The organism is Spirillospora sp. CA-128828, assembly GCF_050945415.1.
GTDB lineage: Bacteria > Actinomycetota > Actinomycetes > Streptosporangiales > Streptosporangiaceae > Spirillospora.
In genome coordinates this window covers 6,366,451-6,391,204 of sequence record NZ_CP191986.1, presented here as the reverse complement: position 1 = coordinate 6,391,204, position 24,754 = coordinate 6,366,451, and the positions used below count along the sequence as shown (strand labels likewise).

General features: G+C 73.3%; 22 protein-coding genes. 11 read left to right on the top strand and 11 right to left on the bottom strand.

What is annotated here, in order from left to right; all coding sequences use genetic code 11:
* Positions 1-8: 8 nt before the first annotated feature.
* The 3 genes from ACQPXG_RS30825 to ACQPXG_RS30815 are packed head-to-tail and all read right to left on the bottom strand — an operon-like array spanning position 9 to position 3,142.
* Positions 9-914 (bottom strand): sucrase ferredoxin, encoded by a 906-nt coding sequence (locus tag ACQPXG_RS30825; protein WP_433462639.1) that lies wholly within the window; start codon positions 912-914, stop codon positions 9-11.
* 42 nt (positions 915-956) lie between these two features.
* Positions 957-2,516, bottom strand: coding sequence for a glycerol-3-phosphate dehydrogenase/oxidase (locus ACQPXG_RS30820; protein WP_433470080.1), 1,560 nt, complete (start codon positions 2,514-2,516; stop codon positions 957-959).
* 17 nt (positions 2,517-2,533) lie between these two features.
* Positions 2,534-3,142 (bottom strand): TetR/AcrR family transcriptional regulator, encoded by a 609-nt coding sequence (locus ACQPXG_RS30815; RefSeq protein ID WP_433462638.1) that lies wholly within the window; start codon positions 3,140-3,142, stop codon positions 2,534-2,536.
* 64 nt (positions 3,143-3,206) lie between these two features.
* On the opposite strand from ACQPXG_RS30815, the gene ACQPXG_RS30810 reads away from it, so the two are divergent.
* The 5 genes from ACQPXG_RS30810 (at position 3,207) to ACQPXG_RS30790 (ending at position 10,394) form a co-directional block, all read left to right on the top strand.
* Positions 3,207-4,793: an FAD-binding oxidoreductase gene (locus ACQPXG_RS30810; protein ID WP_433470079.1), complete on the top strand. Its 1,587-nt coding sequence runs from the start codon at positions 3,207-3,209 to the stop codon at positions 4,791-4,793.
* Between the two features lie 5 nt (positions 4,794-4,798).
* Positions 4,799-5,680 carry a diacylglycerol/lipid kinase family protein gene (locus tag ACQPXG_RS30805; protein ID WP_433462637.1) on the top strand — a complete coding sequence of 294 codons (882 nt, stop codon included), beginning with the start codon at positions 4,799-4,801 and terminating at the stop codon, positions 5,678-5,680.
* A gap of 318 nt (positions 5,681-5,998) precedes the next feature.
* A complete protein-coding gene (locus tag ACQPXG_RS30800; protein ID WP_433462636.1) occupies positions 5,999-7,513 on the top strand; it encodes a metallophosphoesterase family protein in 1,515 nt (504 codons plus the stop codon).
* 168 nt (positions 7,514-7,681) lie between these two features.
* Positions 7,682-8,206 carry a DUF4234 domain-containing protein gene (locus tag ACQPXG_RS30795; RefSeq protein WP_433462635.1) on the top strand — a complete coding sequence of 175 codons (525 nt, stop codon included), beginning with the start codon at positions 7,682-7,684 and terminating at the stop codon, positions 8,204-8,206.
* Positions 8,207-8,588: 382 nt separating this feature from the next.
* Positions 8,589-10,394: a bifunctional 3'-5' exonuclease/DNA polymerase gene (locus tag ACQPXG_RS30790; RefSeq protein WP_433462634.1), complete on the top strand. Its 1,806-nt coding sequence runs from the start codon at positions 8,589-8,591 to the stop codon at positions 10,392-10,394.
* Here ACQPXG_RS30790 and ACQPXG_RS30785 read toward each other — a convergent pair.
* Both ACQPXG_RS30785 and ACQPXG_RS30780 read right to left on the bottom strand, forming a co-directional pair.
* Complete coding sequence (locus tag ACQPXG_RS30785; protein WP_433462633.1) at positions 10,376-11,062, bottom strand: SGNH/GDSL hydrolase family protein; 687 nt, start codon at positions 11,060-11,062, stop codon at positions 10,376-10,378. The two genes, ACQPXG_RS30790 and ACQPXG_RS30785, sit on opposite strands and share 19 nt — an antisense overlap.
* A gap of 11 nt (positions 11,063-11,073) precedes the next feature.
* A complete protein-coding gene (locus ACQPXG_RS30780; protein WP_433462632.1) occupies positions 11,074-12,459 on the bottom strand; it encodes an MFS transporter in 1,386 nt (461 codons plus the stop codon).
* A gap of 108 nt (positions 12,460-12,567) precedes the next feature.
* On the opposite strand from ACQPXG_RS30780, the gene ACQPXG_RS30775 reads away from it, so the two are divergent.
* A complete protein-coding gene (locus tag ACQPXG_RS30775) occupies positions 12,568-13,188 on the top strand; it encodes a TetR/AcrR family transcriptional regulator (protein ID WP_433462631.1) in 621 nt (206 codons plus the stop codon).
* A gap of 72 nt (positions 13,189-13,260) precedes the next feature.
* Here the strand turns inward: ACQPXG_RS30775 and ACQPXG_RS30770 are convergent, their stop codons facing one another.
* The 5 genes from ACQPXG_RS30770 to ACQPXG_RS30750 all read right to left on the bottom strand — a co-directional run bounded on the left by ACQPXG_RS30770 (position 13,261) and on the right by ACQPXG_RS30750 (position 18,104).
* Complete coding sequence (locus tag ACQPXG_RS30770) at positions 13,261-14,523, bottom strand: flavin-dependent oxidoreductase (protein ID WP_433462630.1); 1,263 nt, start codon at positions 14,521-14,523, stop codon at positions 13,261-13,263.
* A gap of 93 nt (positions 14,524-14,616) precedes the next feature.
* The gene (locus ACQPXG_RS30765) at positions 14,617-15,492 is read right to left on the bottom strand and encodes an ABC transporter ATP-binding protein (protein ID WP_433470078.1); all 876 of its coding nucleotides are present in this window, start codon (positions 15,490-15,492) and stop codon (positions 14,617-14,619) included.
* Positions 15,493-15,544: 52 nt separating this feature from the next.
* Positions 15,545-16,348, bottom strand: coding sequence for an ABC transporter permease (locus ACQPXG_RS30760; RefSeq protein WP_433462629.1), 804 nt, complete (start codon positions 16,346-16,348; stop codon positions 15,545-15,547).
* A complete protein-coding gene (locus ACQPXG_RS30755) occupies positions 16,345-17,121 on the bottom strand; it encodes an ABC transporter permease (RefSeq protein WP_433462628.1) in 777 nt (258 codons plus the stop codon). Before ACQPXG_RS30755 ends, ACQPXG_RS30760 begins: the two co-directional genes overlap by 4 nt.
* The gene (locus ACQPXG_RS30750) at positions 17,118-18,104 is read right to left on the bottom strand and encodes an ABC transporter substrate-binding protein (RefSeq protein WP_433462627.1); all 987 of its coding nucleotides are present in this window, start codon (positions 18,102-18,104) and stop codon (positions 17,118-17,120) included. Before ACQPXG_RS30750 ends, ACQPXG_RS30755 begins: the two co-directional genes overlap by 4 nt.
* Positions 18,105-18,453: 349 nt before the next feature.
* On the opposite strand from ACQPXG_RS30750, the gene ACQPXG_RS30745 reads away from it, so the two are divergent.
* The 5 genes from ACQPXG_RS30745 (at position 18,454) to ACQPXG_RS30725 (ending at position 24,282) form a co-directional block, all read left to right on the top strand.
* A complete protein-coding gene (locus ACQPXG_RS30745; protein WP_433462626.1) occupies positions 18,454-21,774 on the top strand; it encodes a nitrate- and nitrite sensing domain-containing protein in 3,321 nt (1,106 codons plus the stop codon).
* Positions 21,771-22,220 (top strand): roadblock/LC7 domain-containing protein, encoded by a 450-nt coding sequence (locus ACQPXG_RS30740; protein WP_433462625.1) that lies wholly within the window; start codon positions 21,771-21,773, stop codon positions 22,218-22,220. Before ACQPXG_RS30745 ends, ACQPXG_RS30740 begins: the two co-directional genes overlap by 4 nt.
* Positions 22,221-22,248: 28 nt before the next feature.
* Complete coding sequence (locus tag ACQPXG_RS30735) at positions 22,249-22,722, top strand: DUF742 domain-containing protein (RefSeq protein ID WP_433462624.1); 474 nt, start codon at positions 22,249-22,251, stop codon at positions 22,720-22,722.
* A 34-nt stretch (positions 22,723-22,756) separates the two neighbouring features.
* Complete coding sequence (locus tag ACQPXG_RS30730) at positions 22,757-23,374, top strand: GTP-binding protein (RefSeq protein WP_433470077.1); 618 nt, start codon at positions 22,757-22,759, stop codon at positions 23,372-23,374.
* Between the two features lie 134 nt (positions 23,375-23,508).
* Complete coding sequence (locus ACQPXG_RS30725; protein ID WP_433462623.1) at positions 23,509-24,282, top strand: SGNH/GDSL hydrolase family protein; 774 nt, start codon at positions 23,509-23,511, stop codon at positions 24,280-24,282.
* Here ACQPXG_RS30725 and ACQPXG_RS30720 read toward each other — a convergent pair.
* Positions 24,279-24,632, bottom strand: a complete 354-nt coding sequence (locus ACQPXG_RS30720) for an STAS domain-containing protein (RefSeq protein WP_433462622.1) — start codon at positions 24,630-24,632, stop codon at positions 24,279-24,281. The two genes, ACQPXG_RS30725 and ACQPXG_RS30720, sit on opposite strands and share 4 nt — an antisense overlap.
* Positions 24,633-24,754 lie beyond the last annotated feature (122 nt).

The following is a 24,754-nucleotide window of genomic DNA, read 5'->3' as shown; positions in this document are numbered from 1 at the left end:
CCAGGAGATTACACGAGGGCCGCCTCGTTGAGAAGGGTGAGTTCCCTAACAACATAGGTTCGCTGGTTCTCCTCGCACCCCGTCCCGCACGGGTCGGGCTGCTGAACGGCCTCCACGATCACCCGGTAACGGCTCTGCCGGACGGCAACGACCGCTTCGTACCGAGATGTCCCAGTGACCGATTCCACCCTGAGGCCGTCCACCCCGAGGTACCCCGTGTGCAGCCGGACGAAGTGCTCGGCCGCCTGCGCCGGCTCGGGCGTCCCGGCCCGGCCGCGCAGCCTGTCGAGGACGACCTCGCCCCGCAGGTAGGCGTCCACCGCCGCGACCGCCTCGGTCTCGCCGAGGTCGCCGTAGGAGAGCGCGTGGGGAAGACATACCAAATTCGCAGCAAATCGGTCACCGCCGACATGGGTGGTTTCCCAGATGAGCCGTTCGAAACGCGCCGCGAGGGAGCGGGCCAGCGGACCCCCCGTCCGGGCGCAGCAGGCGTTGCGGCGGCCGTGCGCGCAGACCAGCAGCACCGGCTCCGGCACCGGGTCGCCGAGACCGGGCGACCGGCCCTCGGCGAGCGCGTGCAGGTCGAGCGCCGCCAGCTCGGCCGGGTCGGCGAGCTCGCGCCCCTCGATCCAGACCTCGTCCCCGCGCGAGAACGCGGCGTAGACCTGCAGCGGCGGGGTGGCGCGGCGGCGGCCCGGCCGGCGGATCAGCTGCGGCCGGACGCCCGCCTTCTTCGCGGCGCGCACCGCCTCGGCGACGGGCCCCGGGCCGGCGAGGTCGGTGACGCGTTCGGGCCAGGGGCCGGGGTGCTCCACGAGCAGCCAGGCGCCCGCCTTCACGGTCGCGGTCGCCAGGCACGGCCGCTCGCCGGTGTGGCTCCCCGGGCAGTGCCCGCAGCCCTTGCCGCGCGTCAAGTGAACCCCCTGTCGATCTTCACTCGATTAGGTTAGGGTAACCTAACAGATCGCGGCGAAACCTGGAGGGGTCGCGAGTAGCGCCTCTGCCGCGGGCAGCGCGGTCTCCCGGTCGGCGGCGACGAGGCCGATCCGGGTGCGGCGGTCCAGGAGATCCCCGGCGTCGAGCGCGCCCTCGTGCAGGACCGCCCAGGCCAGCTCCGCTCCGGTCACCGGCAGTCCCGGGACGACCGGCTCCAGCAGCGCCGCGTCCGCCCGGCCCAGCGCGGCCAGCAGCGGCGCCTCGGTCCCGTACCGCTGGACGAGGCGGGACGGCGCGTCGAGCGCGTCCAGCCGGGCGCGTGGAGCCGCGCCGACGAGGGGCAGGCGCGCGGTCCGGCACGGCCCGGCGGGCAGGCCGCGGGCGCGCACGACCGCGTCCACGGCGTCCTGCGCCATCCGCCGGTACGTGGTGAGCTTGCCGCCGACGATCGTGACGACGCCGTCCCGCGAGGTCAGGACGGCGTGCCGGCGGGAGATGTCGGCTGTGTCGCGCCCGGTCCCCATGTCCAGCAGCGGGCGCAGCCCGGCGAACGCCCCGATCACGTCGTCGCGGCGCACCGGGACGTCGACCGCCGAGCCGAGCACGTCGAGCAGGAACCCGATCTCGCCCTCCGCGGGCTCAGGCACGTCCGGGACGGGCCCGTCCGCGGGCTCGTCGGTGAGGCCCACGTAGACGCGGCCGTCGCCCTGCGGCATCACCAGCATGAAGCGGTTGCCCCCACCCGGGATGGGGACGTGCATCGCGGCGGTCAGCCCGCGCAGCGTCTCCGCCCGGAGCACCAGATGGGTGCCCCGCGACGGGCGAAGCCGGACCCCGTCCACCAGGTCGCCCGCCCACACGCCCGTCGCGTTCACCACCGAACGGGCCCGGACGGTGAACTCCCGGCCGGTCAGCTCGTCCCGGACGAGCGCGCCGTCGCCGGTCAGCCCGGCCGCGCGGCAGCGGGTGAGGACGCGGGCGCCGTGCCCGGCGGCGGTCCGGGCGATCGCGGTGACGAGGCGGGCGTCGTCGGCGAGCTGCCCGTCCCACGACAGCAGCCCGCCGCGCAGCCCATAGGGGCGCAGCGCGGGCGCGAGCCGGAGCGTCTCGACCGCCGACAGCCGGCGCGGGCCGGGCAGCACCGAGCGCGGGGTGCGCGCGCCCAGCCGCAGCAGGTCGCCGGCCCGCATCCCGCCGCCGGCGAGCAGCGCCTGCGAGCGGGAGACGAGCGGCGTCAGCGGCAGCACGAACGGCAGGGCCCGCACCAGGTGGGGGGCCGTGTGCCGCATCAGCGTGCCGCGCTCGACCGCGCTCTCGTGCGCGACGTCCACCTGGCCCTGCGCGAGGTAGCGGAGCCCGCCGTGGATCAGCTTGGAGCTCCACCGGGACGTGCCGAACGCCAGGTCGTGGGCGTCGATCGCGGCGACGGACAGGCCGCGGGAGGCGGCGTCCAGCGCCGCGCCCGCCCCGGTCGCGCCGAGGCCGACGACCAGGACGTCCACCACCTCGCCGGGCAGGGCGGCGAGCTCGCGTTCGCGGCGCGCCGCGTTGAGTGACGTCAGCGGGTCAGGGCCGGGCATGGTTCGGCTGGGTGAGGTCACGGTGCGAGCATCCTTTCCAGGATTCCGCGGAGTTCGGCGTCGAAGGCGTCGGAATCCAGGTCGGGGTCGGCGTCGTCGAGCATCGTCGGCGCCGACAGCGCGTAGGACTGGACGACCAGCAGCAGCGCGCGGGCCTGCCGGGCGGGATGGCCGGGGCGGATCGTGCCGTCCCGGTGCCCGGCCGCGACCGCCTCCTCGAACCAGGCGAGGAACGCCTTCTGGCTGGCGCCGCAGCGGTCGAGCAGGTAGGGCAGCAGCAGCTCCGGGTCCACTTCGATGATCTTGCGGAGCAGCGGGTGGTCGCGGAACGTCCGCACGCCGGTGACCAGGCCGTCGACGAGCCGGGGCCGGACCGGGCGGCCGTCGTCCGGCGGCTGCAGCGCCGCGCCGATCCCGGTCCATTCGCGGGTCATCAGGTCGGCGACGATCGTGCGGACGTCCGGCCACCGGCGGTACAGCGTCATCCGGGAGACGCCGGCGCGGCGGGCGATGTCGGTCAGCGTCGTGCGGCGCACGCCGACGGCCAGCACGCAGTCGCGCGCGGCGTCGAGCACGGCGTCGTCGGCGGTCCGCCCGCCGTTCCTGTTGTGACGAATCGACGTCATGTGTCACAGTGTAATCATACGAACGGGAGGCCCGGTGACCGGAGACAGGGTGCAGACGCGGGACATGCTGTGGAGCGGCTGGGGCGACCCCGCGAAGGCGTCGCCGCTGCCCGAGCCGACGACCGGCCTGCTGCGCGACCTGCTCGGCGTGCGGCCCGCGGACGCGCCTCCGGTCGCCCTCGCCGACATCAAGGTCGCCGGCCCCCGGCTGTCCGGAGCGGACCTGACCGCGCTCGCCGGCATCGTGGGGGACGGCAACGTCCGCGCCGACACCGAGGCGCGCGTCCGGCACACGCGCGGCAAGTCGACGCCCGACCTGCTGCGCATCCGCGCCGGCGACACCTCCGACGCGCCGGACGCGGTCGTCCTGCCCGGATCCCACGACGAGGTCCTCGCCGTGCTCAGGACCTGCGCGGGCCGGGGGATCGCGGTCGTCCCGTTCGGCGGCGGCACCTCGGTCGTCGGCGGCCTCGCGCCGCGGGCCGTGGACAAGTTCATCGCCCTCGACCTGCGGCGCATGGACCGGCTGGTCGAGCTCGACGAGGTCTCCCGCACGGCCGTCCTCCAGCCGGGGCTGCGCGCCCCGGCGGCGGAGGCGCTGCTCAACGAGCGCGGCTTCACGCTCGGGCACTTCCCGCAGTCGTACGAGTGGGCGACGATCGGCGGGTTCGCGGCGGCGCGGTCGAGCGGGCAGGCGTCCGCCGGATACGGGCGGTTCGACGACATGGTGGCCGGCCTGACCGCGGCCACCCCCGAGGGGACCCTCGACCTCGGCCGGGCGCCGAAGTCGGCCGCGGGGCCGGACCTGCGGCAGCTCGTCCTCGGCTCCGAGGGCGCCTTCGGCGTGATCACCTCCGTGCGCGTGCGGATCCATCCGGTCCCCGAGGCCAGGGAGTACGAGGGCTGGCGGTTCGCGTCGTTCGACCGGGGCGCCGCCGCGCTGCGCCGGCTCGCCCAGGACGGCCCGCTCCCCGCGGTGCTGCGGCTGTCCGACGAGGCCGAGACCATGGTCGGGCTCGCCGACCCGGCCGCCATCGGGACGCCGAGAGGAGCCGGGTGCCTCGCCGTCCTCGGGTTCGAGGGCACGCCCGCGCGGGTCGCCGCGCGGCGGGCCGAGGCCGCGGACGTGCTGCGCGACGCCGGCGGCGAGCCGCTCGGCGCGGGGCCGGGCGAGAAATGGGAGCACGGCCGCTTCCACGCCCCCTATCTGCGCGACGCCCTGCTGGACGTGGGCGCCTTCGTCGAGACCCTGGAGACCGCGGGGTTCTGGTCGGACGTCCCGGCGCTGTACGAGGCCGTCCGGAACGCGCTGATCGGGACGCTGGCCGGCGCGGGGACGCCGCCGCTCGTGATGTGCCACATCTCGCACGTGTACGAGGCCGGCGCGTCCCTCTACTTCACCGTCGTGTCCGCGCAGGGCGAGGACCCGGCCGGGCACTGGGACCGGGCCAAGCGCGCGGCCAGCGACGCGATCGCCGGTGCCGGCGGGACGATCAGCCACCATCACGGCGTGGGCACCGACCACCGGGACTGGTACGCGCGGGAGATCGGGCCGCTCGGCGCCGCCGTGATCCGCGCCGTCAAGGACCGGCTCGATCCGGCCGGGATCCTCAATCCGGGCGTCCTCGTCCCGCCGGCCGCGGGGGAGTAGCCGCCGTGCGCGCGTTCACCGCGATCGTGAATCCGGCGGCGGGCGGGTCCGCGTCCGCCTCGTCCCTGGTGCCGCTGGGCCGGCTGCTGCGCGACGCGGGCGCCGAGCTCGACGTCGAGTACAGCCGCGGGATGGAGCACGCCGCGGGCGTCGCGCGGGCCGCCGCCGAGGCCGGGCGCGTGGTGCTCGGCGTCGGCGGGGACGGGATGGTCGGCTGCGTCGGCGGGGCGCTGGCGGGCACCGGGGCCGTCCTCGGGATCGTCCCGGCCGGGCGGGGCAACGACTTCGCGCGGCAGCTCGGCGTCCCGTCCGAGCCGGAGAGGCTCGCCCCGCTGCTGCTGGAGGGCGAGCCGCGCGCCGTGGACGCCATCGACGCCGACGGGACGGCCGTCCTGGGGAGCGTCTACGCGGGCGTGGACGCGGTCGCCAACGACAACGCCAACAGGACGCGGCTGCTCCGCGGCTCGGCCGCCTACTACGTCGGGGCGCTGCGCGCGATCCTTTCGTGGCGGCACGCCGACTACCGGATCACCGTGGACGGCGTGGAGTACCGGCGCGAGGGCTACACCGTCGTGGCCGCCAACTCCGGCTACTACGGCTTCGGCAAGCACATCGCCCCGGACGCGCGCCTGGACGACGGGCTGCTCGACGTCGTCCTGATCCGGAAGGCGCCGAGGAGGCTGTTCTTCGCGGTCATGCGGGAGCTGGAGGACGGGACGCACGTCCGGCGTCCCGAGGTGGAGGTCATGCGCGGCCGGGAGGTGCGGATCGAGCTGGCCGGCCCGGCCGGCCGGACGCTCCCGTACGGTGCGGACGGCGAGCTGCCCGGAGTCCTTCCGGTCACCGCCAGGGTGCTGCCGGGCGCGCTCCGCGTCCTCGCTCCCTGACCTGCGGTTCCGCGGTGCCCCGAGGTTTTGGGCACGCGTTTGGGGGGGTTTACGCCCCCATTACGGCCTCCCGGATAGCGTCGATTACGTCCCGCTTTCGGGACCTTGGGGCCGTCTGTGGGCCCATCATGGGAAGGCGACTGCTCGCCGTTCTGGGGGGACTCATGATGACCGCAGACGACCTGGTCGTGGTGGCGCCGGCGTCTCTGGGGGTGGCGCCGGCGTCCACCACGCGCGGCTGACCGTCGTGTCAGCTTGACGGCGCGATCACCTCCGGACAGGCTGTGAGCAACCCCTCACCCTGGCCGGAGGCGTTCTGTGTCTGCCGAGGTTCCCCCCGGACCCGACAACTCGCGCACGTCCGAAGCGGGCGCCGGATGGGTCTGCGGAAGACCCGGCACGTTCAACGACCTTCTCCCGGACCGCGTCCCCGACTTCTCCTGGCGCCGCCCGTCGGTGCTGTGGCGGTCGCGCAACGACGTCCTCGCGCGGCTGTTCGGCGACCCCACGGACGCGATCCGGCGCCGCTGCATCACGGCCCTGCGCGAGCGGGGCACGCCCGCGGCGTTCACCGTGCACCGCTCGGCGCCGGAGTTCTCGTTCGCGCTGCTCGGCGACACCGGGGAGGGGGACCGGTCGCAGTACGCGGTGGTCCCGCCGCTGCTGCACGCCGCCGCCGGCACCGACTTCATGGTCATCGCCAGCGACGTGATCTATCCGACGGGGGACGCGGGCGACTATCCCGAGAAGTTCTTCCGGCCTTACAAGGACTACCCCGCCCCCATCTACGCCGTGCCCGGCAACCACGACTGGTACGACGGCCTGCGCGGCTTCCTCCACGTGTTCTGCGACCTGGACGAGAACTGCTCACCGCCGCCCTGGCGCGGCCCCCTCGCCTTCCTGCCGCGCCTCCTCTGGCGCCATTCCGGAACGGTCGACTCGCACGCGCTCGCCGAGGCCCGCCGGACGTACCGGGGGGCGCCCGGCCAGCAGGGCGGGCAGCCGGGGCCGTACTGGGCGATCGACACGCCCTCGCTGCGCATCATCGGCGTCGACACCGGGATCACGGGGGTCCTCGACCGCGACCAGGGCCGCTGGCTTCGGGAGGTGTCCGGCGGTCCGAAACCCAAGCTGCTGGTGACCGGAAAGCCCCTGTACGTGGACGACGACCGCCGTCCCGGGCCGATCCGCGGGGGCGGGACCGTCGACGCGATCGTCCAGGACCCGGCGCACAACTACGTGGCCGCGATCGGCGGCGACATCCACAACTACCAGCGCTATCCGGTGCGGACCGGCGACGGCCGCACGATCCAGTACATCGTCTCGGGCGGCGGCGGCGCCTTCATGCACGCGACCCACACCATCCCGCGGACGCGCGTGGTGGAGGAGCGGGAATTCCGCTGCTACCCGCTGCGCGGCGACTCCCTCTCGCGCTACAGCAAGCTGTACGGCCGGTGGCTCCGGCTCCCGAAGCTCTTCGAGCTCACTCCGGAGGAGGCCACCGCCGCCGTCCGGCACCGGCTCGGCATCCGGCCGGGGCGCGGCTACAGCGGCCCCGAACCGTCCCGGCGCGCGCGCTTCGTCGCGGCCGTCCTGGGCGTCCCGCGCGACGGACGCCGCCGTCCCCGCTTCCTGCGCTTCCCGGTGCGCAGGCTGCCGCAGCGGTTCCGCTCGGAACTGGCCGACTGGGACAGGCCGCCTTTCTTCAAGAGCTTCCTGCGCCTGGACGTGACCGAGTCGCGGCTCCGCATCCGCTGCTACGCCGTGACGGGCTGCGGCGACCACGAGACGGCGCCGCCGTGCGAGGACGAGGTGACGATTCCGCTGCGCTAACCGGGCGGCCGGCCACCCGGTTTGGAGAATTCGCCAGTAATACGCGGAAAGTGGCCGATCTTGCCTCCCGACGTGCCCCGATGCCGTTACAGTCGTGGATCACCACATCGGTGGACGGTAACGGACGGTCGGCCGGAAAACGACCGCGTCCTTCAGGAGAGCTTCTCGATGAGTTACCCCCAGCAGGGTCAGGGCCAGCAGTACCCGCAGCAGCAGCAACAGCAACAGCAGGCGTACCAGGGCGGCTACTCGCCCGCCCCGGCCCAGCAGCAGCAGGCGCCCGTCGCCCGCGGCGCCGGCTACAACATGAAGCGCCGCAACCCGGCCGGTGCCTGGCTCGGCCTTCCCATGGTCACCTTCGGCATCTACGGCCTCGTCTGGTTCTTCAAGGTCCACAACGAGCTGCACGAGTACGACCGCCGCATCGACAACGCCGCGACCAACGCGCTGCTGTCCATGCTCTTCGGCGGCATCACCCTCGGCATCTGGCCGCTGGTCATGTGGGTCAAGCTCGGCGGCCGCATCGCCGAGGCCCAGCGCGCGGCCGGCCTGCAGCCGAGCTGCAGCGGCGGCATGGGCTTCCTGCTCGGCATCCTCGGCTTCGGCGTGCTGTACTACCAGATCCAGCTGAACAAGGTCGTCGACCGCTACGGCGACACCCCGGCCGGCCAGCAGGTCTCCCTGGTCGCGTGACTGTGTTCATTGCGTTTCCCTCCTCCTTCGGGCCTAGCGGCCCTGCTGTGCTCATGGCAGTGCCCTCCTCCTTCGGGCGCAGGGCGCCCTCCATCGTCGGGCACTGCATGCGATCGCTGCATCGCTCCGGCTCGCCTGGCGGCTCGCTGCGCGATCAGGTTCTCGCAAGCTCGAACCTGGCTTCGCACGCGATCGCAGTAGCTGAGGTCGGAGACGGCTGGGATTCAAAAAACTGAGATTCAAAAAACGCCGGAACGGCGGGCCGCGGCCCTGGCCTGCTGAATGAGATTGCGCTAGGCCCCTTCGTGCAACCGTCACGGAGGGGTCTTCGCGTGTGCGCGGTGCCCGCGGTTCTGTCGGTGGGCGGGGACACAATGGGGCGGTGAGGATCGCGGTGGCCGCCGGGCCGCGGGGCGGGGGAGCGCTGCGGGCGCTCGCCGAGGACGGCTCGCCCGCCGGGCCCGTGCAGGTCGTGCCCGACCTCGTCGCGGCGATCGCGGAGCGGGAGCGGGACGATGCGCCGCGATGGGTCTGGGCGTCCACGGCGCGGCTCTATCCCCGGCTGCTGGACGCGGACGTGCGGGTGGGCCGCTGCCATGACCTTGAGCTGGTCGAGAGCCTGCTGCTCGGTCACGCGGGACGGTACGGGGAGCCGCGCTCGGTCCCGGCGGCGTGGGCGCGGCTGCGCGGCGAGCCGGTGCCGCCGGACCGGCCGCCGCAGGAGGAGTCCGCGCAGGCGTCGCTGTTCGACGACGACCCGGGCGGACGGGACGACTCCGCCGACGACATCGGCCGGATCGTCGCGGTGCACGCCGAACAGCGGCGCGCCATCGCCGGGCTGGACGGGTTCGCGCTGCTCGCGGCGGCGGAGTCGGCGGGCTCGCTGGCGGCGGCCGAGATGGGCCACGACGGGCTGCCCTGGTCGGCCGAGGAGCACGACGCGCTGCTCACCGAGCTGCTCGGGCCGCGCCCGCCGGGCGGGCTGCGGCCCCGCAGGCTGCAGGATCTGGCCGACCGCATCAACGCCGCGTTCGAAGCTCCGCTCGGGCGACCGTCCTCCAGCCCCCACCAGCCACCAATCAATCGACGAGCTCCGCTCGGCCGTGTCATGCACGTCAACCCCGACTCTCCGGCGCAGATCCTCAAGGCGTTCGCGTCGGCGGGGCTGCCGGTCCCGTCCACCCGCGCGCACGTCCTCAAGCAGCTCGACCACCCGGCCGTCCCGCTGCTGCTGGAGTACAAGGAGCTGGCGCGGCTGCACACCGCGCATGGCTGGGCCTGGCTCGACACGTGGGTGAGCGGCGGGCGGTTCCGGCCCGAATACGTGGTCGGCGGCGTCGTGTCCGGACGGTGGGCGACGAGCGGCGGCGGCGCCCTGCAGATCCCGCGCGTGCTGCGCAGGGCCGTGGTCGCCGACCCCGGCTGGGCGCTGGTCGTCGCCGACGCGGCGCAGCTCGAACCGCGGGTGCTGGCGGCCCTGGCCGGCGACCGGGCGTTCACCGAGGCCGCCGCGCACGGCGACCTCTACGCGGCGCTCTCCGACGCCTTCCGCGACGGCGGCGGTGAGGGGAGCGCGCGCGACAAAGCCAAGATCGCCCTGCTGTCCGCGATGTACGGGGGAGGGACGGGGGAGGCGGTGCAGCTCCTCGCCATCCTCAGGAGCAGGTTCCCCGACGCGTTCGAGTACGTGGAGTCCGCCGCGCGGGCGGGGGAGCGGGGGCGGCTCGTCCGGTCCCGCCTCGGCCGCACCTGCCCGCCGCCGTCCGCCGGCTGGCGGGAGCTGACCTCGGCGGGCGACGACGACACGCTGCCGGAACCGCGCCAGGGCTCGGCCGCCCGGGCGCTGCGCAGCCGCGGCCGCTTCACCCGCAACTTCGTCGTCCAGGCGACGGCCGCCGACTGGGCGCTCGCCCTCCTCGCCTCCCTCCGCCGCCGCCTCACCGCGCTCGCCCCGTCCTCCAGCCCCCACCCGCCACCAGTCAATCGACGAGCTCCGCTCGCCGTCCCCCGGTTGGTGTTCTTCCAGCATGACGAGGTCATCGTGCACACCCCCACCGAGCTGGCCGGGGACGTCGCGGACGCCGTCCGCGCCTCGGCGGACGAGGCGCGGCGGCTCCTGTTCGGCGACATCCCCGTCGTGTTCCCCATGGAGATCGCCGTGGTGGACCGCTACGCCGACGCCAAGTGAGCCGCGAGCGCGCGGATCGTGTTGGCGGCGGCGAACGCGTGGCCCCGGGCGTTGAGGTGCAGCTGGTCGCTGCTGTAGATGCCCGGGTCGGCGGCGACCGGATGCCCGGGCGGGTTGTCCACGTGGCAGGCGCCGTGCTCGGCGGCGACCTCGGCGGTCAGGGCGGCGAGCCGCCGCGTCCGCGCCGACATCACCTCGCGGTAGCGGGCCGGGCCAAGACCGGCGGCTGTGATGTCGAGCAGCCCGATGGTGACGACGTCGGCGCCGGCCGCGCGGAACGCGGAGACCATCGAGACCAGCTCGCGGCGCACCTCGTCCTCGTCGAAGTGCGGGCGGAGCATGTCGTTGCCGCCGGCGACCACGAAGGCCAGGTCGGGTCCGAACGCCAGCGCGGGCCGGAGCTGCTCGGCCGCGACCTGGGCGGCGACCAGGTCGCGGCGGCCGAGGTTCAGCGCGGCGAACTCCGGCGTCACCGCGCCGAGCGCCTCCTCGACGCGGTCCGTCCAGGACATGTCGCGGTACCCGGGGACGGCCTCCCGGATCCCCTCGGCGACGCTGTCGCCGATCGTCACCATCCTCGTCCAGGGCGCGTCGGCCAGCAGCGCGGCCGCGTCGGCGGCGGGCATGACGGACGGGTCCGTCCACTCCGACAGGGTCGTCTCGGTCATGGTCTCTCCTTTCACGGCCTCGCCGGGCGGACGGCGAGGAGCAGGCCCGCGACGGCCGCGCCCGCGGCGGCGAGCGTGCAGAACAGGTAGACGGCGGTGTAGTCGTCGTGCACCGCCCGCTCCGGCAGGAGCGCGGCGAGGACGGCGATGCCGAGCGCGCCGCCGAGCTGCCGGGCCGTGGTGTTGAGCCCGGTCGCGCCGGCGAACCACAGCGGGCCGGCCGACAGCGCGGCGGCCGAGGCGGTGCCCGTGCTGACCATCCCCATCCCCGTCCCGGCCAGGAGGCCGAGCGGGAGCCAGAACGTGAGGAAGTGCGGCTCGGCCGGCAGCGAGACGACGGCCCAGACGCCCGCGGCGACCATGACCAGCGCGCCGCCGGTCACGGCGGGACGGACGCCGATGCGCCCGGTGAGCCGTCCCATCGCCACGGCCGCCGCGGTCGCGGTGAACGCCCCCGGCGTCGACGCGAAGCCCGCCTTCAGGATCGAGTAGTGCCACTGGCCGGTCACATAGAGCACACCGAGCAGCAGCCACGCGTACAGGGCCGTGCCGTACAGGAACGAAGCGGCGTTGGCGACGGCGAACTGGCGGTTTCGCCACAGCGAGATCTCCAGCGCCGGCACCGGGTGCCGCGCCGACCGCCACAGCGCGAGGGCGGCGAGGGCGGCGCCGCCCAGCAGCAGCGCGAGCGTCCGGGGATCCGACCAGGCCCAGTCCTGGGTCTGCGTCACGCCGAGCGCGACCCCGCCCACGCCGGCGCCGAGCAGGATCGTCCCGGCGAGGTCGGGCAGCCGGCCCGCCCCGGCCTCGGCGCGCGGCAGGCGCAGCCCGCCGAGCAGCATCGCCAGGCCGAACGGCACGTTGATGACGAACAGGGCGCGCCAGCCGGACTGGTCGACGAGGACGCCGCCCAGGCTGGGGCCGATCGCGGCGGCGAACGCGCCCGCGGCGCTCCACAGCCCGATGCTGCGCGCCCGCCGTTCGGCGGGCGTGTCGTGCAGCAGCAGTGCGAGGGACGCCGGGATCAGCGCGGCCGCGGCGGCGCCCTGCACGGCCCGCGTCGCGAGCAGGACGGGCACGTTCGGCGCGATCGCGCAGGCCAGCGAGGCCAGCGTGAACAGCCCGGTGCCCCACAGGTACAGCGACCGCCGGCCGACCAGGTCGGCCAGCCTCCCGGCGGGGGCGAGCAGCGCCGCGAACAGCACCGCGTACAGGGTGATCACCCAGGTCAGGCCGGACAGCGAGGTGCCCGGGAAGTCGGCGTGCAGGTCGGCGACGGCCAGGTTGGCGACGGTGGCGTCGAGCATGGCCAGGAACGTCGCCCCGGCCGCCAGCCAGGGCACGTCCCGCCGCGTGCCGGCCGCGCGCGGCGGCGCCGCGGTGGTCTCGGTGGTCATGACGGAGTCTCCCAGAAAAATAAACGAACGGTCGTACAATCTTCTACGGCGAAGGCCCGCGTCAAGGGGGTTGACGCATTGACTTTGAACGAACGGTCGTGCAGATTAATGAGGGTGAGCACCGACGGACGGCTCCTCAAGGGGGAGCAGACGCGCAAGGTCATCCTCCGCCGTGCCGCCGACATCGCCTCGGCGGAGGGCCTGGAGGGCCTGTCGATCGGCCGGCTCGCCACCGAACTGCGGATCAGCAAGAGCGGCGTGTTCACGCACTTCGGCTCCAAGGAGGAACTGCAGCTCGCGACCGTCCGCAAGGCGGTCGAGGTGTTCCGTGAGCACGTGGTGGAGCCCGCCCTCGCCGTCCCCGCGGGGCTCGGCCGCGTCCGCGCCCTGCTGGACGCCTGGCGGCGCTACCAGCGAGAACCGGTCTTCCCCGGCGGCTGCTTCTTCCACTCCACGATGGCCGAGTTCGACGCGCGTCCGGGCCGGGTCCGCGACGCCATCGCCTCGTCCCAGCGCGACTGGGGCGCCTTCCTGGAGCGGTGTCTTCGCGAGGCGCGCGAACTCGGCGAGATCGACGCGTCCGCCGACATCCCGCAGCTCGCGTTCGAACTGGACGCACTCTGCCGCACGGGCGCCGCGCACGCGCTCCTCTACGACGACCCGTCCCTCTTCGACCGCGCCACCCACGCCATGACCGCCCGTCTTGCCGCGGTCATGACCTCGTCCTGAGCCGGAAAAGCGCGACGGGCGCGGTGAGGCCGAGACCTCACCGCGCCCGTGGGGAACGCCTGGGGGACGCCGTCAGCTCGCCACCGTGTACGAGGGACGGGAGTTCAGCGCCTCGACGTCGGAGAACGAGGTCTGCCGGTATGCGCCGCTGATCGTGCTCAGCTCGTCCGGGGTCAGCACGTCCTCGATCGAGTCGAAACCGTGCGGCGCCCGCTGGGTCACCGTGTGCAGCACCCGGTCGGCCGGCATGTCCCGGCAGGCCATGACGATGGCGTTGACCGGCTCGCGGCGCCCCTTCTCGTAGGCGAGCAGTCCGTCGGCGGGGTCGGCGGAGCCGGCCAGCTCGTGCGCCAGCACGCGGGCGTCGAGGACGGCCTGGGAGCCGCCGTTGGAGCCGATCGGGTACATCGGGTGGGCGGCGTCGCCGAGCAGGGTGACGCGGCCGAACGTCCACCGGTCGAGGGGGTCCCGGTCGACCATCGGGTACTCCAGGATCTCCTCCGCCCGGGACATCAGCGCGGGGAAGTCGAGCCAGTCGTACTTCCAGTCCGCGAAGTAGGGGAGCACGTCCTCCAGGCGGCCGGCCTTGTTCCAGTCGGGATCCCAGTCGAGCCGGTCATTGGCGAGCCTGACCTCCGCGGCCCAGTTGAGCAGCGCCTTCCCCCTGCGCTCCGCCCGCATGGAGATCGGGTAGACGACGATCTTGGAGGTGGCGTTGCTGCCCGCGACGACCATGGTCCGCCCGGTCAGGATGGGGTCGGCCTCGGTGACGCCGCGCCACAGCCTGATGCCGTTCCACAGCGGTGCCGTCTCGTCCGGGTACAGCTGCGCGCGGACGGCGGAGTGCAGGCCGTCCGCGCCGATCAGCGCGTCGGCCGTGACCGTCTCGGCGGTGCCCGACGCCCGGTCGAGCAGGCGCGCCCGCACCTGCGTGCCGTCCTGCTCGAAACCCTCGAAGAGGGTCCCGGTGCGGACGGCGTCCTTGCCGAGCCGCGTCAGGACGGCGTCGAGCAGCATCATCTGCAGCTCGCCGCGGTGGATCGAGTACTGCGGCCAGTTGTAGCCGAGCGCGCGTCCGCGCGGCTCCGCCCAGATCCGGCCGCCGTACCGGTCGAAGTGCACCATCTCGCCCGTCGGGATGCCGATCTCGGCCATCTCGTCGGCGAACCCCAGCTCGGTGAGCTCCCGGACGGCGTGCGGCAGCAGGTTGATGCCGACGCCGAGCGGCAGCAGCCGGTTGGCGGAGTCGACCACGAGGGCCTCGACCCCGGCCTCGTGCAGGCTCAGCGCGGTGGTGAGCCCGCCGATGCCCGCCCCCACGATGAGTACGCGCATGAATCACCCTCCGTTGGTCTCGGGGCGAACGGGACCCCTGTGGCGGCCCCGCCCGCGCCGTCTCTTTCGTGTCGCCGCTCGTGGCGGCCGTTCTCACCGGGCCGGGTTCGTGCCCCGGCCGGGCCCGTGCTTGGACGCCGTCACGACTCCCGGCCCGTCGTCCTGCCCCGGCCCGCCCGGCGCGGCCCCGGTGCCCGCGGGCGCCGCGCCGGGCACCTTCGCGCCACCGCGGACCAGGCGCCCGACCTCGGCCCGGAGCTGGACGAACTCGGGCATCCCCCGGGTCTCGATCTGGTCGCGCACCGAGGGCAGCCCGACCGGCAGGTCGGCGTGCACCCGGGCGGGCGAGCGGTTCAGCACGACCACCCGGTCACCGACGTAGACGCTCTCGTCGATGTCGTGCGTGACCAGCAGGATCGTCATCTTCCGGGTCCGGTGCATCTGCAGGACGAGATCTTCCAGGTCCTCCCGGGTCTGCGCGTCCACGGACCCGAACGGCTCGTCCATCAGCAGCAGCGAGGGACGGTAGGCCAGGGCCCGCGCGATCGACGCGCGCTGCTGCATGCCCCCCGAAAGCTGCCAGGGGTACTTGCGTCCCGCGTCCGCGAGACCCACGGACTCCAGTGCCTCCTGGGCCGCGGCGCGCCGCTCCGAGCGGCCCTTCCCGCGCCGCCGCAGCGGCAGCGCCACGTTGTCGCGGACGGTCAGCCAGGGGAACAGCGACCGGCTGTAGTCCTGGAACACCACCGCGAGGTCGTCGGGCACGCCGTTGATCGGCGTGCCGTCCAGGGTGACGGTCCCGGCGGTCGGGCGGATCAGCCCGCCGATGCAGCGCAGCAGGGTGGACTTGCCGCAGCCGGACGGGCCGACGATGCTGATCAGCTGGCCGTCCGGGACGGTGAGGTCGAGTCCGTCGATGGCTCGGTGGCCGTCGCCGTAGGAATGGCTGAGGCCGGTTATCTGCAGCATCACGGCCGCCTTTGCTGTGTATACGTCGTCAGGGTCGGCGTAGGGGACATCGTCAGCTCGCGAGCCTCTTCGCGCCGGTGTGCCAGGCCAGCAGGCGCCGCTCCAGGAGCATGAAGACCGCGTTGAACAGAAGGCCGAGTATGCCCAGCATGACGATCCCGGCCCACATCCTGGGCAGTTCGAACGAGCGCTGGGCGCCGATCAGCTCGGAGCCGATGCCCGCGGTGCTGCCGAACAGCTCGGAGATGACCATCAGGATCAGCGCGAACGACAGCGCCACCCGCAGGCCCGCGAAGATCTTCGGGGAGGCCGCCGGGAGGATGACGGTCAGCAGCCGGCGGAGCCGGCCGACGCCGAACACCCGGGCTGTCTCCAGCTGCAGGGGGTCCACGGTGCGGACGCCCTCGCAGGTGTTGAGCAGCACCGGCCACACCACGCCGAACGCGATCGTGACGACCTGCATGGTCGCGCCGAGCTGGAACACGATGATGAAGAACGGCACCAGCGTGGGCGGCGGCACCGCGCGCAGGAACTCCAGCACCGGGTTCAGCAGGTCGTACAGGGCCCGCGACCGGCCGATCGCCGCGCCCACCAGGACGCCGGCGGCGCCCGCGGCGGCCCACCCGATGAACAGGTGGGTGAGGCTGGTGGAGAAGTCGTCCACCGCTTTGTCCGTGAGGAACAACTGGGACGCGGGTCCGGAGAACCACAGTTCGTGCAGCGCGTCGATGATCGTCGTGGGCGGGGGGAAGTAGGTCTCCTTCACCGCGCGCGTGATCAGTTCCCACAGCACGACGGCGACGGCGACCAGCCAGACCCGCTCGGCGAACCCGCGCAGCGCTCCGAGCGCCCTCATGCGACTCCCTCCACGCGAGCGGTGTGCCAGCGGAACGCGATCCGTTCTAGCCCGAAGAGGGCGGTGTTGGCCAGCAGCCCCAGCGCCCCGGCCCAGCAGGCGCCGGCCAGCAGCAGGTCGGTCCGGCCGCCTCCGGACTGGGTGTCGCTGAGGTAGATTCCCACTCCGTTGATCCCGCCCGCCAAAAGCTCGGTGCTGATCACGACGATGAGGGCGACGGAGGCGGCGATCCGGACGCCGGTGGCGATGAACGGCGCGGCGCTCGGCAGGGAGACGCGCCACAGCACCGACAGCGTCCCGAACCCGAAGCTGCGCAGGCTCTCCTTGGCGACCGGGTCGACGTCGCGGAGCGCGTACAGGGTGTTGATGAGGATCGGCCACAGGCAGGCGTAGAAGATCAACGACATCTTCATCTGCGTGGGGTCGGCGAACAGGATGATGGCGAGCGGGATCAGCGCGACCGAGGGGATGGGGCGCAGCAGTTCGACCAGCGCGCGGGAGGCGGTGCCCAGCAGCGGTACCGAGCCGAGCAGCACGCCCAGCGGCACCGCCACGAGCACCGCCAGCGCGAGCCCGCCGAACCACGCCTTGAGCGTGGCCCCGACGTCGACGAGGAACTCCTCGTCGACGGCCAGTTTCCCGGCCTCCCGCAGGACGGTCGACGCCGGGGGCAGGGCGGTCGCGTCGACGAGGCCGGCACGGCTGACGACCTCGACGGCGGCGACCACCCCGGCTACCCCGGCGGCGCCCAAAGCGATACGGCGGTATTTCATTGAGCGGATGTCGCCATGAAGGTCTTGACGTCGAGGGGCTTGTCCAGGTAGCCGAACTGCTGCATCAGGTCGGCCACGCGCTGGACACGGGTGGCGTTCAGCGTGGTCGGCCACGTGCCGAAGCTCATGGTGGAGGCGACCTTGGCGTCGATTCCCTTGGCGTAGGTCGGCAGGACGTCCTGGACGACCTTGCGGTCGGCGGCCATGCCCTGCGCCTTCAGCATCGCGCGCTGGAAGGCGGCGACCGTCTTCGGGTTCTCCTTGGCGAACTTCTCGGTGGTGGCGTAGCCCGCGATCGGGAAGTCCGCGGTCGGCCCGCTGGACAGGTCGGCGACCATGCGGGCGCCCATCGACTGCTGCATCTGGGTGCCGAACGGCTCGATCGCCTGGACGGCCTCGACGCTCTTGGACTTCAGGGCCTGCTCCATTGCGGGCGGGGCGACCTCGACGAAGTTCTTGTCCTCGTCGAATTCGACGCCCTGGGGCTTGCCGGCGGCGCGTACCAGCAGCGTGGCGATGTTGCGCTTGGTGTTGACGGCGATCTTCTTGCCGGCGAGGTCCTTGACCGTGTGGTACGGGGAATCCTTGCGCACCATCAGCGTGTGCGTCTTCGGAGCGCTCTGCATGCCCTCGACGACGATCTTCGGCTTGAAGCCGGGGTCCTTGGACCCGGCGGTGAGCAGCGAGACGTAGTTGCTGATGCTGAAGTCCAGCCGACCGCTCTTCAGGAGCGGGATGCCCGCGGCGCCACCCGGGATGACCTGTGTCTTGACGGTCAGGCCCTCGGCCTTGAACAGGCCCTTGGAGATGGCGAGCTGGACGGGCGCGGTGTCGGCGACGGTCATGTTGCCGAGGGTGATCTCGGACTTCTCCAGACCGTTGGCCGACACCTTCTTCTCTGAGTCGCCGCAGGCTGTGGCGGAGAGCGCCAGCGCGATCGCGAGCGTGCCGGCGACGGCCGTGCGGCGGTGGGAAGCAGACATGGGCAAGGCTCCATTTTGCGGGGGAAGCTAGTTGAAACCTGATCTTTCAAACGAGGCGGGAGCGTAGCGCACCGTGGGCATGGCTCGGGTGAGATGTGAGGTTTACGTGCAATTATGTGAACATGGGTTAACACACTGTGACATTGGTATCTTCCGCATCACAAGTCCAGACCTGTGTGATCATTCGGGTTGGCCATGATGGTGGCACTGTGTTGCAATGTTCCGCGCTCGCCAGCAGTGGCGCGGGCGAGCGATGCGACCCGAATCCCGTTCAGGTCACGGTACGCCGCGAGCGATCCACCCCATTGAGAGGTAGCGGAGGGCAGTGCGGAAAGCCGAAGGGGCCGAGATGGCCCCGCAGTCCCCCCAGCCAGGCCCGTCTGCCAGGGACGACGCCCCCAAGCGAGGCTCCCAGGGCGGCAGGTACAAGCTGCGCAACTGGCGCGTGCGCACGCGCCTGTTCGCCCTCATCGCGGTGCCCACGATCGTGGCCGCACTCCTTGCGGGTTACCGGGTTTCGGTGTCGATGGACAACGCCGAGGCCTATAACCGGACGGGCCAGGTGGCTACGCTAGGTAATCAGCTGACCGCACTCGCGCACGATGTGGAAGCCGAGCGCGACGTGATGGCGGAACGGGCCGCGGGAGGTTCGCGCGCCGTCACTCCCGAGACGATCGCCGCGCGCCAGGAATCGGTGGACGCCGACGCGCGCAAGGTGCGGGCCGCCGCCGCGGACGTCAAGGCGTACTCGCCCGGCCTGCGGCTGGCGGTCGGCAACGTCCTCAACCGGGTGGACGACCTGCCCGCGCTGCGCACGGCCGCCGCGCGCCTCGCGCCCGGAGTGGTCATCGACAAGTACACCGAGTTCGTCGACGACTTCACCTCCTTCCACGTCCTGGTCTCCCAGGACGCCCCGACGGCCGAGCTCGCGCAGAGCGCGCTGGCGCTGGCCGACCTCGCGAACGCCAAGGACGCCGCGTCCCGCGAGCGGGCCCTCCTCTCGGCGGCGCTCTGGGAGGGCCGGTTCGAGCCGCTCGACCGCGCCGCGGTCGACGACGCCCGCGCGGACATGAACACCAGCATCACCGCGTTCCGCAGCTCGGCGACGCCGGCCCAGCTGCGGCTGTTCGAGGACACCGTCACCGGCCCCGAGCTGGACCGCGCGGAGGTCACCCGGCTCCAGACGCTCGCCGTCGCCGACGCCTCCCCGCAGCTGAAGGTCAGGCTCGGCGCCCGCACCGCCCGGTCCTGGACGGCCGACTCCAGCGTGCGGGTCGACAGGCTGCGTACGGTCGAGAAGAGCATCGCCGCCGACCTCGCCGCCTCGGCGGACGACGCCCGGACCGACGCGCAGACGGCCGCGATCCGGGACGGCGTGCTGCTGTTCCTCGTCCTCGCGATCGTGCTGGCGACCCTGATCGTCATGGCCCGCTCGCTGGTGCGGCCGCTGCGCCGGCTGCAGTCCGGCGCGCTCGACGTCGCCAGCACCCGGCTGCCCGGCCTGGTCGACCGGCTCCGCGACCCGGAGGCCGCCGCCGACGGCATCGAGGTCGAGCCGATCGAGATCGACTCCACCGACGAGATCGGCCAGGTCGCCCGGGCGTTCGACGAGGTCCACCGGGAGGCGGTCCGGCTGGCGGCCGACGAGGCCGTCCTGCGCGGCAACATCAACGCGATGTTCGTCAACCTCTCCCGCCGCAGCCAGTCCCTCATCGAGCGCCAGCTGCGGCTGATCGAGGAGCTGGAGCAGAGCGAGCGCGACGAGGAGCAGCTCGGCAACCTGTTCCGGCTGGACCACCTGGCCACCCGCATGCGTCGCAACTGTGAGAACCTCCTCGTCCTCGGCGGGCAGGAGCAGGTGCGCCGGTGGAACCAGGCCGTCCCGCTGATCGACGTCGTCCGGGCGTCGTTGTCGGAGGTTGAGCAGTACGAACGGGTCGCGCTGCGGGTTCAAGGCGACATGACGGTCGCGGGACCGGTCGTCAACGACCTCGTCCACCTGCTGGCCGAGCTGGTGGAGAACGCCACGGTCTTCTCCTCCGAGAACACCAAGGTGACGGTCTCCGGGCAGATGCTGAGCGGCGGCGGCGCCATGCTGCAGATCACCGACAACGGCGTCGGCATGTCGCCGGAGGAGCTGGAGCAGGCCAACTGGCGGCTGGCCAACCCGCCCGTCATCGACTTCTCCGCGGCCCGCCGGATGGGTCTGTTCGTGGTCGGCCGGCTGGCCGTCCGGCACGGCGTCCGCGTGGAGCTGCGGGCCGCGCAGGGCGGCGGGCTCACCGCGTTCGTGGTGCTGCCCGACGTGGTGGTGACGCCCGGCGAGACCGGCGGCATCGGCGCCCGCGGCCTCGGCCCCCGCGACCTCGGCTCGCAGGGCCAGCTCGCCGCGCTCACCAGCGCGGTCGAGCCGCCCGCTCCCGGCGGCGCCTTCCGACCGGACGAGTACGGCCCCGCGGGGCAGCCGATGGGCGCCCCGCCCGGCGCCCCGGTCGCGGGCGGTACCGGCTCGAACCCCATGGTCGGCGGCACCGGCCCGCTCCGGCCCGTCCGGGGCGCCACCGGCCCGCAGCCCGCCCTCGGCGAGACGGGCCCCATCCCCTCCGCCGGCACCGGCGGGCACCCCGTGTACCCGGCCACCGGCCCGCAGCAGGCGGTCCCGCCCATCGACCGCCGCCCGCCCCGGGACCGCCGTCCCGCGGCGGAGGACCCGTACCAGCCGGGCGACTCCTACCGGCCCGGCGACCCGCGGTCGACGCGCCGGCCGGGCGAGCTGCCCGTTCGCGAGCCCGGCGCGCATCTGCCGGGACGTACGTCGAACGACCCGCCGAACGGCCTGTTCCAGCCGCGCGAGGAGCGTCCGCACGAGGACCGCCCGCGGGACGGCGCCGCCGGACGGCCCGGGACCAACGGCGTCTACCGGACCGGCGGTGGCCAGACCGGGCCGCAGTCCGTCGTCCCGGAGGCGCAGCCGATCATGCCCGAGCCCGGCGGCGGCCGGCACATCCCGTGGGAGACCGGGCCGCTGGAGCAGGTCGCGAACCCGGGTGTGGGGCCGTCCGGCCCCTACGCCGACGGACCCCCCGCCATGTCCGCTCCCAACCCGCCGGAGAGCCCCGTCCCCGAACCGGTCGTGCGGGCTCCGGAACCGGCGGCGCCGAGGCGGATGCCCGAGCGCTCGCCCATCTTCGACGCGATGCAGTCGGAGTGGTTCCAGCGCAGGTCGGGCGGGGCGTCCGGCGAGGACCCGGGGAAGGGCTGGGAGTCCCCGGCCGACGCGGGCTTCCGCGCCGCCGAGGCCGTCCGCGAGCCCGTGGCGGCGTCCCGGACCAGCGTCGGGCTGCCGAAGCGGGTGCCCGGCAAGAACCGCATTCCCGGGGCGGTGGGCCGGGCGGCGCAGGACGCGCCCCAGGCTCCGCCGGGGGTCCCGTTGCCAGGTGGGGCCGCCCAAGGGCAGGCTGTGCAAGGTCAGCAGATGCAGAGTCAGCAGGGTCAGCAGGTGCAGGGTCAGCAGGGTCAGCAGGGTCACGGCCAGTCGGCCGACGTCGTACGCAACCGCTTCGCGAGCCTGCAGCGCGGTGTCCACCGCGGACGCAACGAGGCTCGCGGCGGAGGCACTTCAGGTGAGGTGCCGTCACAGGGTGACGGCGAGACAGGAGGCACCCGGTGAGCGGGCAGGATCTCAACTGGTTGGTGACGAACTTCGCGGACCGTGTCGCGAAGGTCGCGCACGCCGTCGTGGTCTCCTCGGACGGATTGCCGATGGCGTACTCGTCGGGCTTCCCGCCGGAGCGGGCGGACCAGCTTTCGGCGATCGCCTCGGGGCTGATGAGCCTGACCCAGGGGGCTGCGAAGATCTTCGACGCCGGCGGGGTGAACCAGACCGTCGTGGAGATGGACCGCGGGCTGCTGTTCGTCATGTCCATCACGAACGGGTCGGTGTTCGCGGTGCTGGCGGCGCCCGACTGTGATCTCGGGCTGGTCGCGTACGAGATGACGTTGCTGGTGGAGCGGGTGGGCCGGGTGCTGACCCCCGCGCTGCGCGCCCAGGATCAGCAGCCGCCCCATGCGGGGCCTTCCGTGACCGAGCTGGGCGCCGGGCCCGCCCGCTATTGACCGTGAATGACTGACGGAGGTCGGCGACATGGATCGAGGCAGTCCCTTCGGCGGGGGTCCCGGAGGACCCGGCGGTCCGGGCGGGCCCGGCCGCTGGCCGGGTGACCAGGGACGAGGCCCGGTGCAGGGGCGGCCCGCCGCCCGCGACGAGGGCGACTCCAGCTCGCTGGTGCGCCCCTACGCGGTGACCGGCGGGCGGACGAAGCCGCGCTACGACCTGGCCATCGAGGCCCTGGTCACCGCGGCGCCCTACCCGCCGCGGGACGTGGCCGTGCTGACCCCGGAGTACCGGGCGATCATGGACCTGTGCCGGTCGGCCCGCTCGGTCGCCGAGGTGTCCGCGCTGCTGCGCCTGCCGCTCGGGGTGGCGCGGGTGCTCGTCGCCGACATGGCCGTCGAGGGGCTGCTGCGGCTGCACCAGTCGCAGCCCCCCACCACCGCCGGCGGACAGCCGGACCTCCGCTTGCTAGAAAGGGTGCTCAGTGGCCTTCGGAAGCTCTGACCAGGTCCCGGGGCCGCACGGCGGGGAGGCCGAGCTGACCTCGGTCAAGATCGTCGTCGGCGGCGGCTTCGGCGTCGGCAAGACCACGTTCGTCGGCTCGGTGTCGGAGATCATGCCGCTCACCACCGAGGCGGTGATGACCGCGGCCAGCGCCGACGTGGACGACCTGTCGGCCGTCCCGGACAAGACGACCACCACGGTCGCGATGGACTTCGGACGCGTGTCGCTGGACAGTGAGCTGATCCTCTACCTGTTCGGCACGCCCGGGCAGCACCGCTTCTGGTTCATGTGGGACGACCTGGTCCGCGGCGCGATCGGCGCCGTCGTGCTCGTCGACACCCGCCGGCTGGAGGACTGCTTCGCCGCGGTGGACTACTTCGAGGAACTCGGCCTGCCGTTCGTGGTGGGCGTCAACGGGTTCCACGGCGAGTTCCAGTACGCCGTCGAGGACATCCGCGACGCGCTGTCGATCAGCGCGCACGTGCCCATCGTGCAGTGCGACGCGCGGAGCCGCGAGTCCACCAAGCAGGTGCTGATCACGCTCGTGAAGCACGCGATGACGGTGCACGCCGGCGGCGCGCCCGCCGCTCCCGCGGGGCCGCCCGGCGCCCCGGGCGGCCAGCTCGGCTCCACCTCCCCGAGCTGGACGTAGCCGCGAGCGGCACCGTCCGGCCCGGATCGGCGTGTCGCGTCGCCCACATCCGGCCGGGCTACGGTCGCGTAGGTCGTGTGTACGATGCATGATTGATCTTCGTGATCGACCATGAATCCGTGCTGGGGGTTGCGATGAGCGAAATGGAGCAGATCCGGACGTACGTGGCCATCGGCGACAGCTTCACCGAGGGCCTGAACGACCCCTATCCCGGCGAGGACGACGTCTTCCGCGGCTGGGCGGACCGGCTCGCCGAGCACCTCGCCGAGCTGAGCCCCGGCCTGCAGTACGCCAACCTCGCCGTCCGCGGCAAGCTCGTCCGCCAGATCGTGGACGACCAGGTGCCGGTGGCCGTCGATCTCGCCCCCGACCTGGTGACGCTCTGCGCCGGCGGCAACGACATGATCCGCCCCGGCGCCGACCCGGACGCCGCCGCGGTCGTCTTCGACGACGCGGTCCGCCGGCTGCGCGGCACCGGCTCCCGCGTCGTGATCTTCACCGGGTTCGACCCGCGCGGGCTGCGCAGCGGCGGCCGCATCCGGGGCAGGGCCGCGACCTACAACATGCACCTGCGCGCGATCGCCGACCGCCGCGGCTGCACCGTCGTCGACCTGTGGTCGCTGCGGGTCTTCCACGACCCGCGCGCCTGGTACGAGGACCGCCTGCACCTGTCGCCCGAAGGGCACCGGCGCATGGCCCTCCTCGTCGCCGAGGCCGTCGGCGTCCCGGTCAAGGGGGACTGGCGCGAGCCGTGGCCGCCGCTGGACCGCGCCGACTGGCTCACCATGCGCCGCGAGGACGTCCACTGGGCCCGCACCTACCTCCTCCCGTGGATAGGCCGCCGGGCCACCGGCCGGTCCTCCGGCGACGGGCGGGGGCCCAAGCGCCCGACGCCCCTGCCCCTCTAGGCCGGGTCGGGCTCGGCCGCCAGCGCCTCCTCCAGGGTGTCCAGTACCGGGATGCGGCGGTGCAGGCCGGTGATCTCCAGCGTGCGGCGGACGATGGGGAGGGGCCCCGCGAGGACGAGGCTGCCGCCCGCCGCGGTCGTCGCCTTGTAGCAGGCGACGATCACCGAGAGCCCGCCCGAGTCCATGAACGCCAGTTCCGTCATGTCCAGGACGAGGCGCTCGCCGTGTTCGCGGCGGGCCTCGTTCAGATGCCTGCGCAGGTCGTCCGCGGAGGCGATATCGAGTTCTCCGCACAGCCGGACGACGGCGCGCCCGCCGTCCGGCCGTGTGGTGACTTCCAAAGGTGGCACGGGGGGTTCCCCTCCTGTGGTGCGGCATGCGCCGGAGGGTCGTCGTCCGGCGGATATTTTCCGTGTGACAACTATCGCCGACGGCGGGCCGCCTGCCAACCCGGCGCGCAACAGGGGTGTGC

Bases quoted from the DNA above. Each gene is read 5' to 3' on its own strand.
- ACQPXG_RS30785 (WP_433462633.1), bottom strand. From the start codon at position 11,062: ATGACCGAGACGACCCTGTCGGAGTGGACGGACCCGTCCGTCATGCCC.
- ACQPXG_RS30770 (WP_433462630.1), bottom strand. From the start codon at position 14,523: ATGCGCGTACTCATCGTGGGGGCGGGCATCGGCGGGCTCACCACCGCG.
- ACQPXG_RS30765 (WP_433470078.1), bottom strand. From the start codon at position 15,492: ATGCTGCAGATAACCGGCCTCAGCCATTCCTACGGCGACGGCCACCGA.
- ACQPXG_RS30755 (WP_433462628.1), bottom strand. From the start codon at position 17,121: ATGAAATACCGCCGTATCGCTTTGGGCGCCGCCGGGGTAGCCGGGGTG.
- ACQPXG_RS30810 (WP_433470079.1), top strand. From the start codon at position 3,207: ATGCTGTGGAGCGGCTGGGGCGACCCCGCGAAGGCGTCGCCGCTGCCC.
- ACQPXG_RS30760 (WP_433462629.1), bottom strand. From the start codon at position 16,348: ATGAGGGCGCTCGGAGCGCTGCGCGGGTTCGCCGAGCGGGTCTGGCTG.
- ACQPXG_RS30775 (WP_433462631.1), top strand. From the start codon at position 12,568: ATGAGGGTGAGCACCGACGGACGGCTCCTCAAGGGGGAGCAGACGCGC.
- ACQPXG_RS30780 (WP_433462632.1), bottom strand. From the start codon at position 12,459: ATGACCACCGAGACCACCGCGGCGCCGCCGCGCGCGGCCGGCACGCGG.
- ACQPXG_RS30815 (WP_433462638.1), bottom strand. From the start codon at position 3,142: ATGACGTCGATTCGTCACAACAGGAACGGCGGGCGGACCGCCGACGAC.
- ACQPXG_RS30795 (WP_433462635.1), top strand. From the start codon at position 7,682: ATGAGTTACCCCCAGCAGGGTCAGGGCCAGCAGTACCCGCAGCAGCAG.
- ACQPXG_RS30735 (WP_433462624.1), top strand. From the start codon at position 22,249: ATGGATCGAGGCAGTCCCTTCGGCGGGGGTCCCGGAGGACCCGGCGGT.
- ACQPXG_RS30725 (WP_433462623.1), top strand. From the start codon at position 23,509: ATGAGCGAAATGGAGCAGATCCGGACGTACGTGGCCATCGGCGACAGC.
- ACQPXG_RS30820 (WP_433470080.1), bottom strand. From the start codon at position 2,516: ATGCCCGGCCCTGACCCGCTGACGTCACTCAACGCGGCGCGCCGCGAA.
- ACQPXG_RS30750 (WP_433462627.1), bottom strand. From the start codon at position 18,104: ATGTCTGCTTCCCACCGCCGCACGGCCGTCGCCGGCACGCTCGCGATC.
- ACQPXG_RS30745 (WP_433462626.1), top strand. From the start codon at position 18,454: ATGGCCCCGCAGTCCCCCCAGCCAGGCCCGTCTGCCAGGGACGACGCC.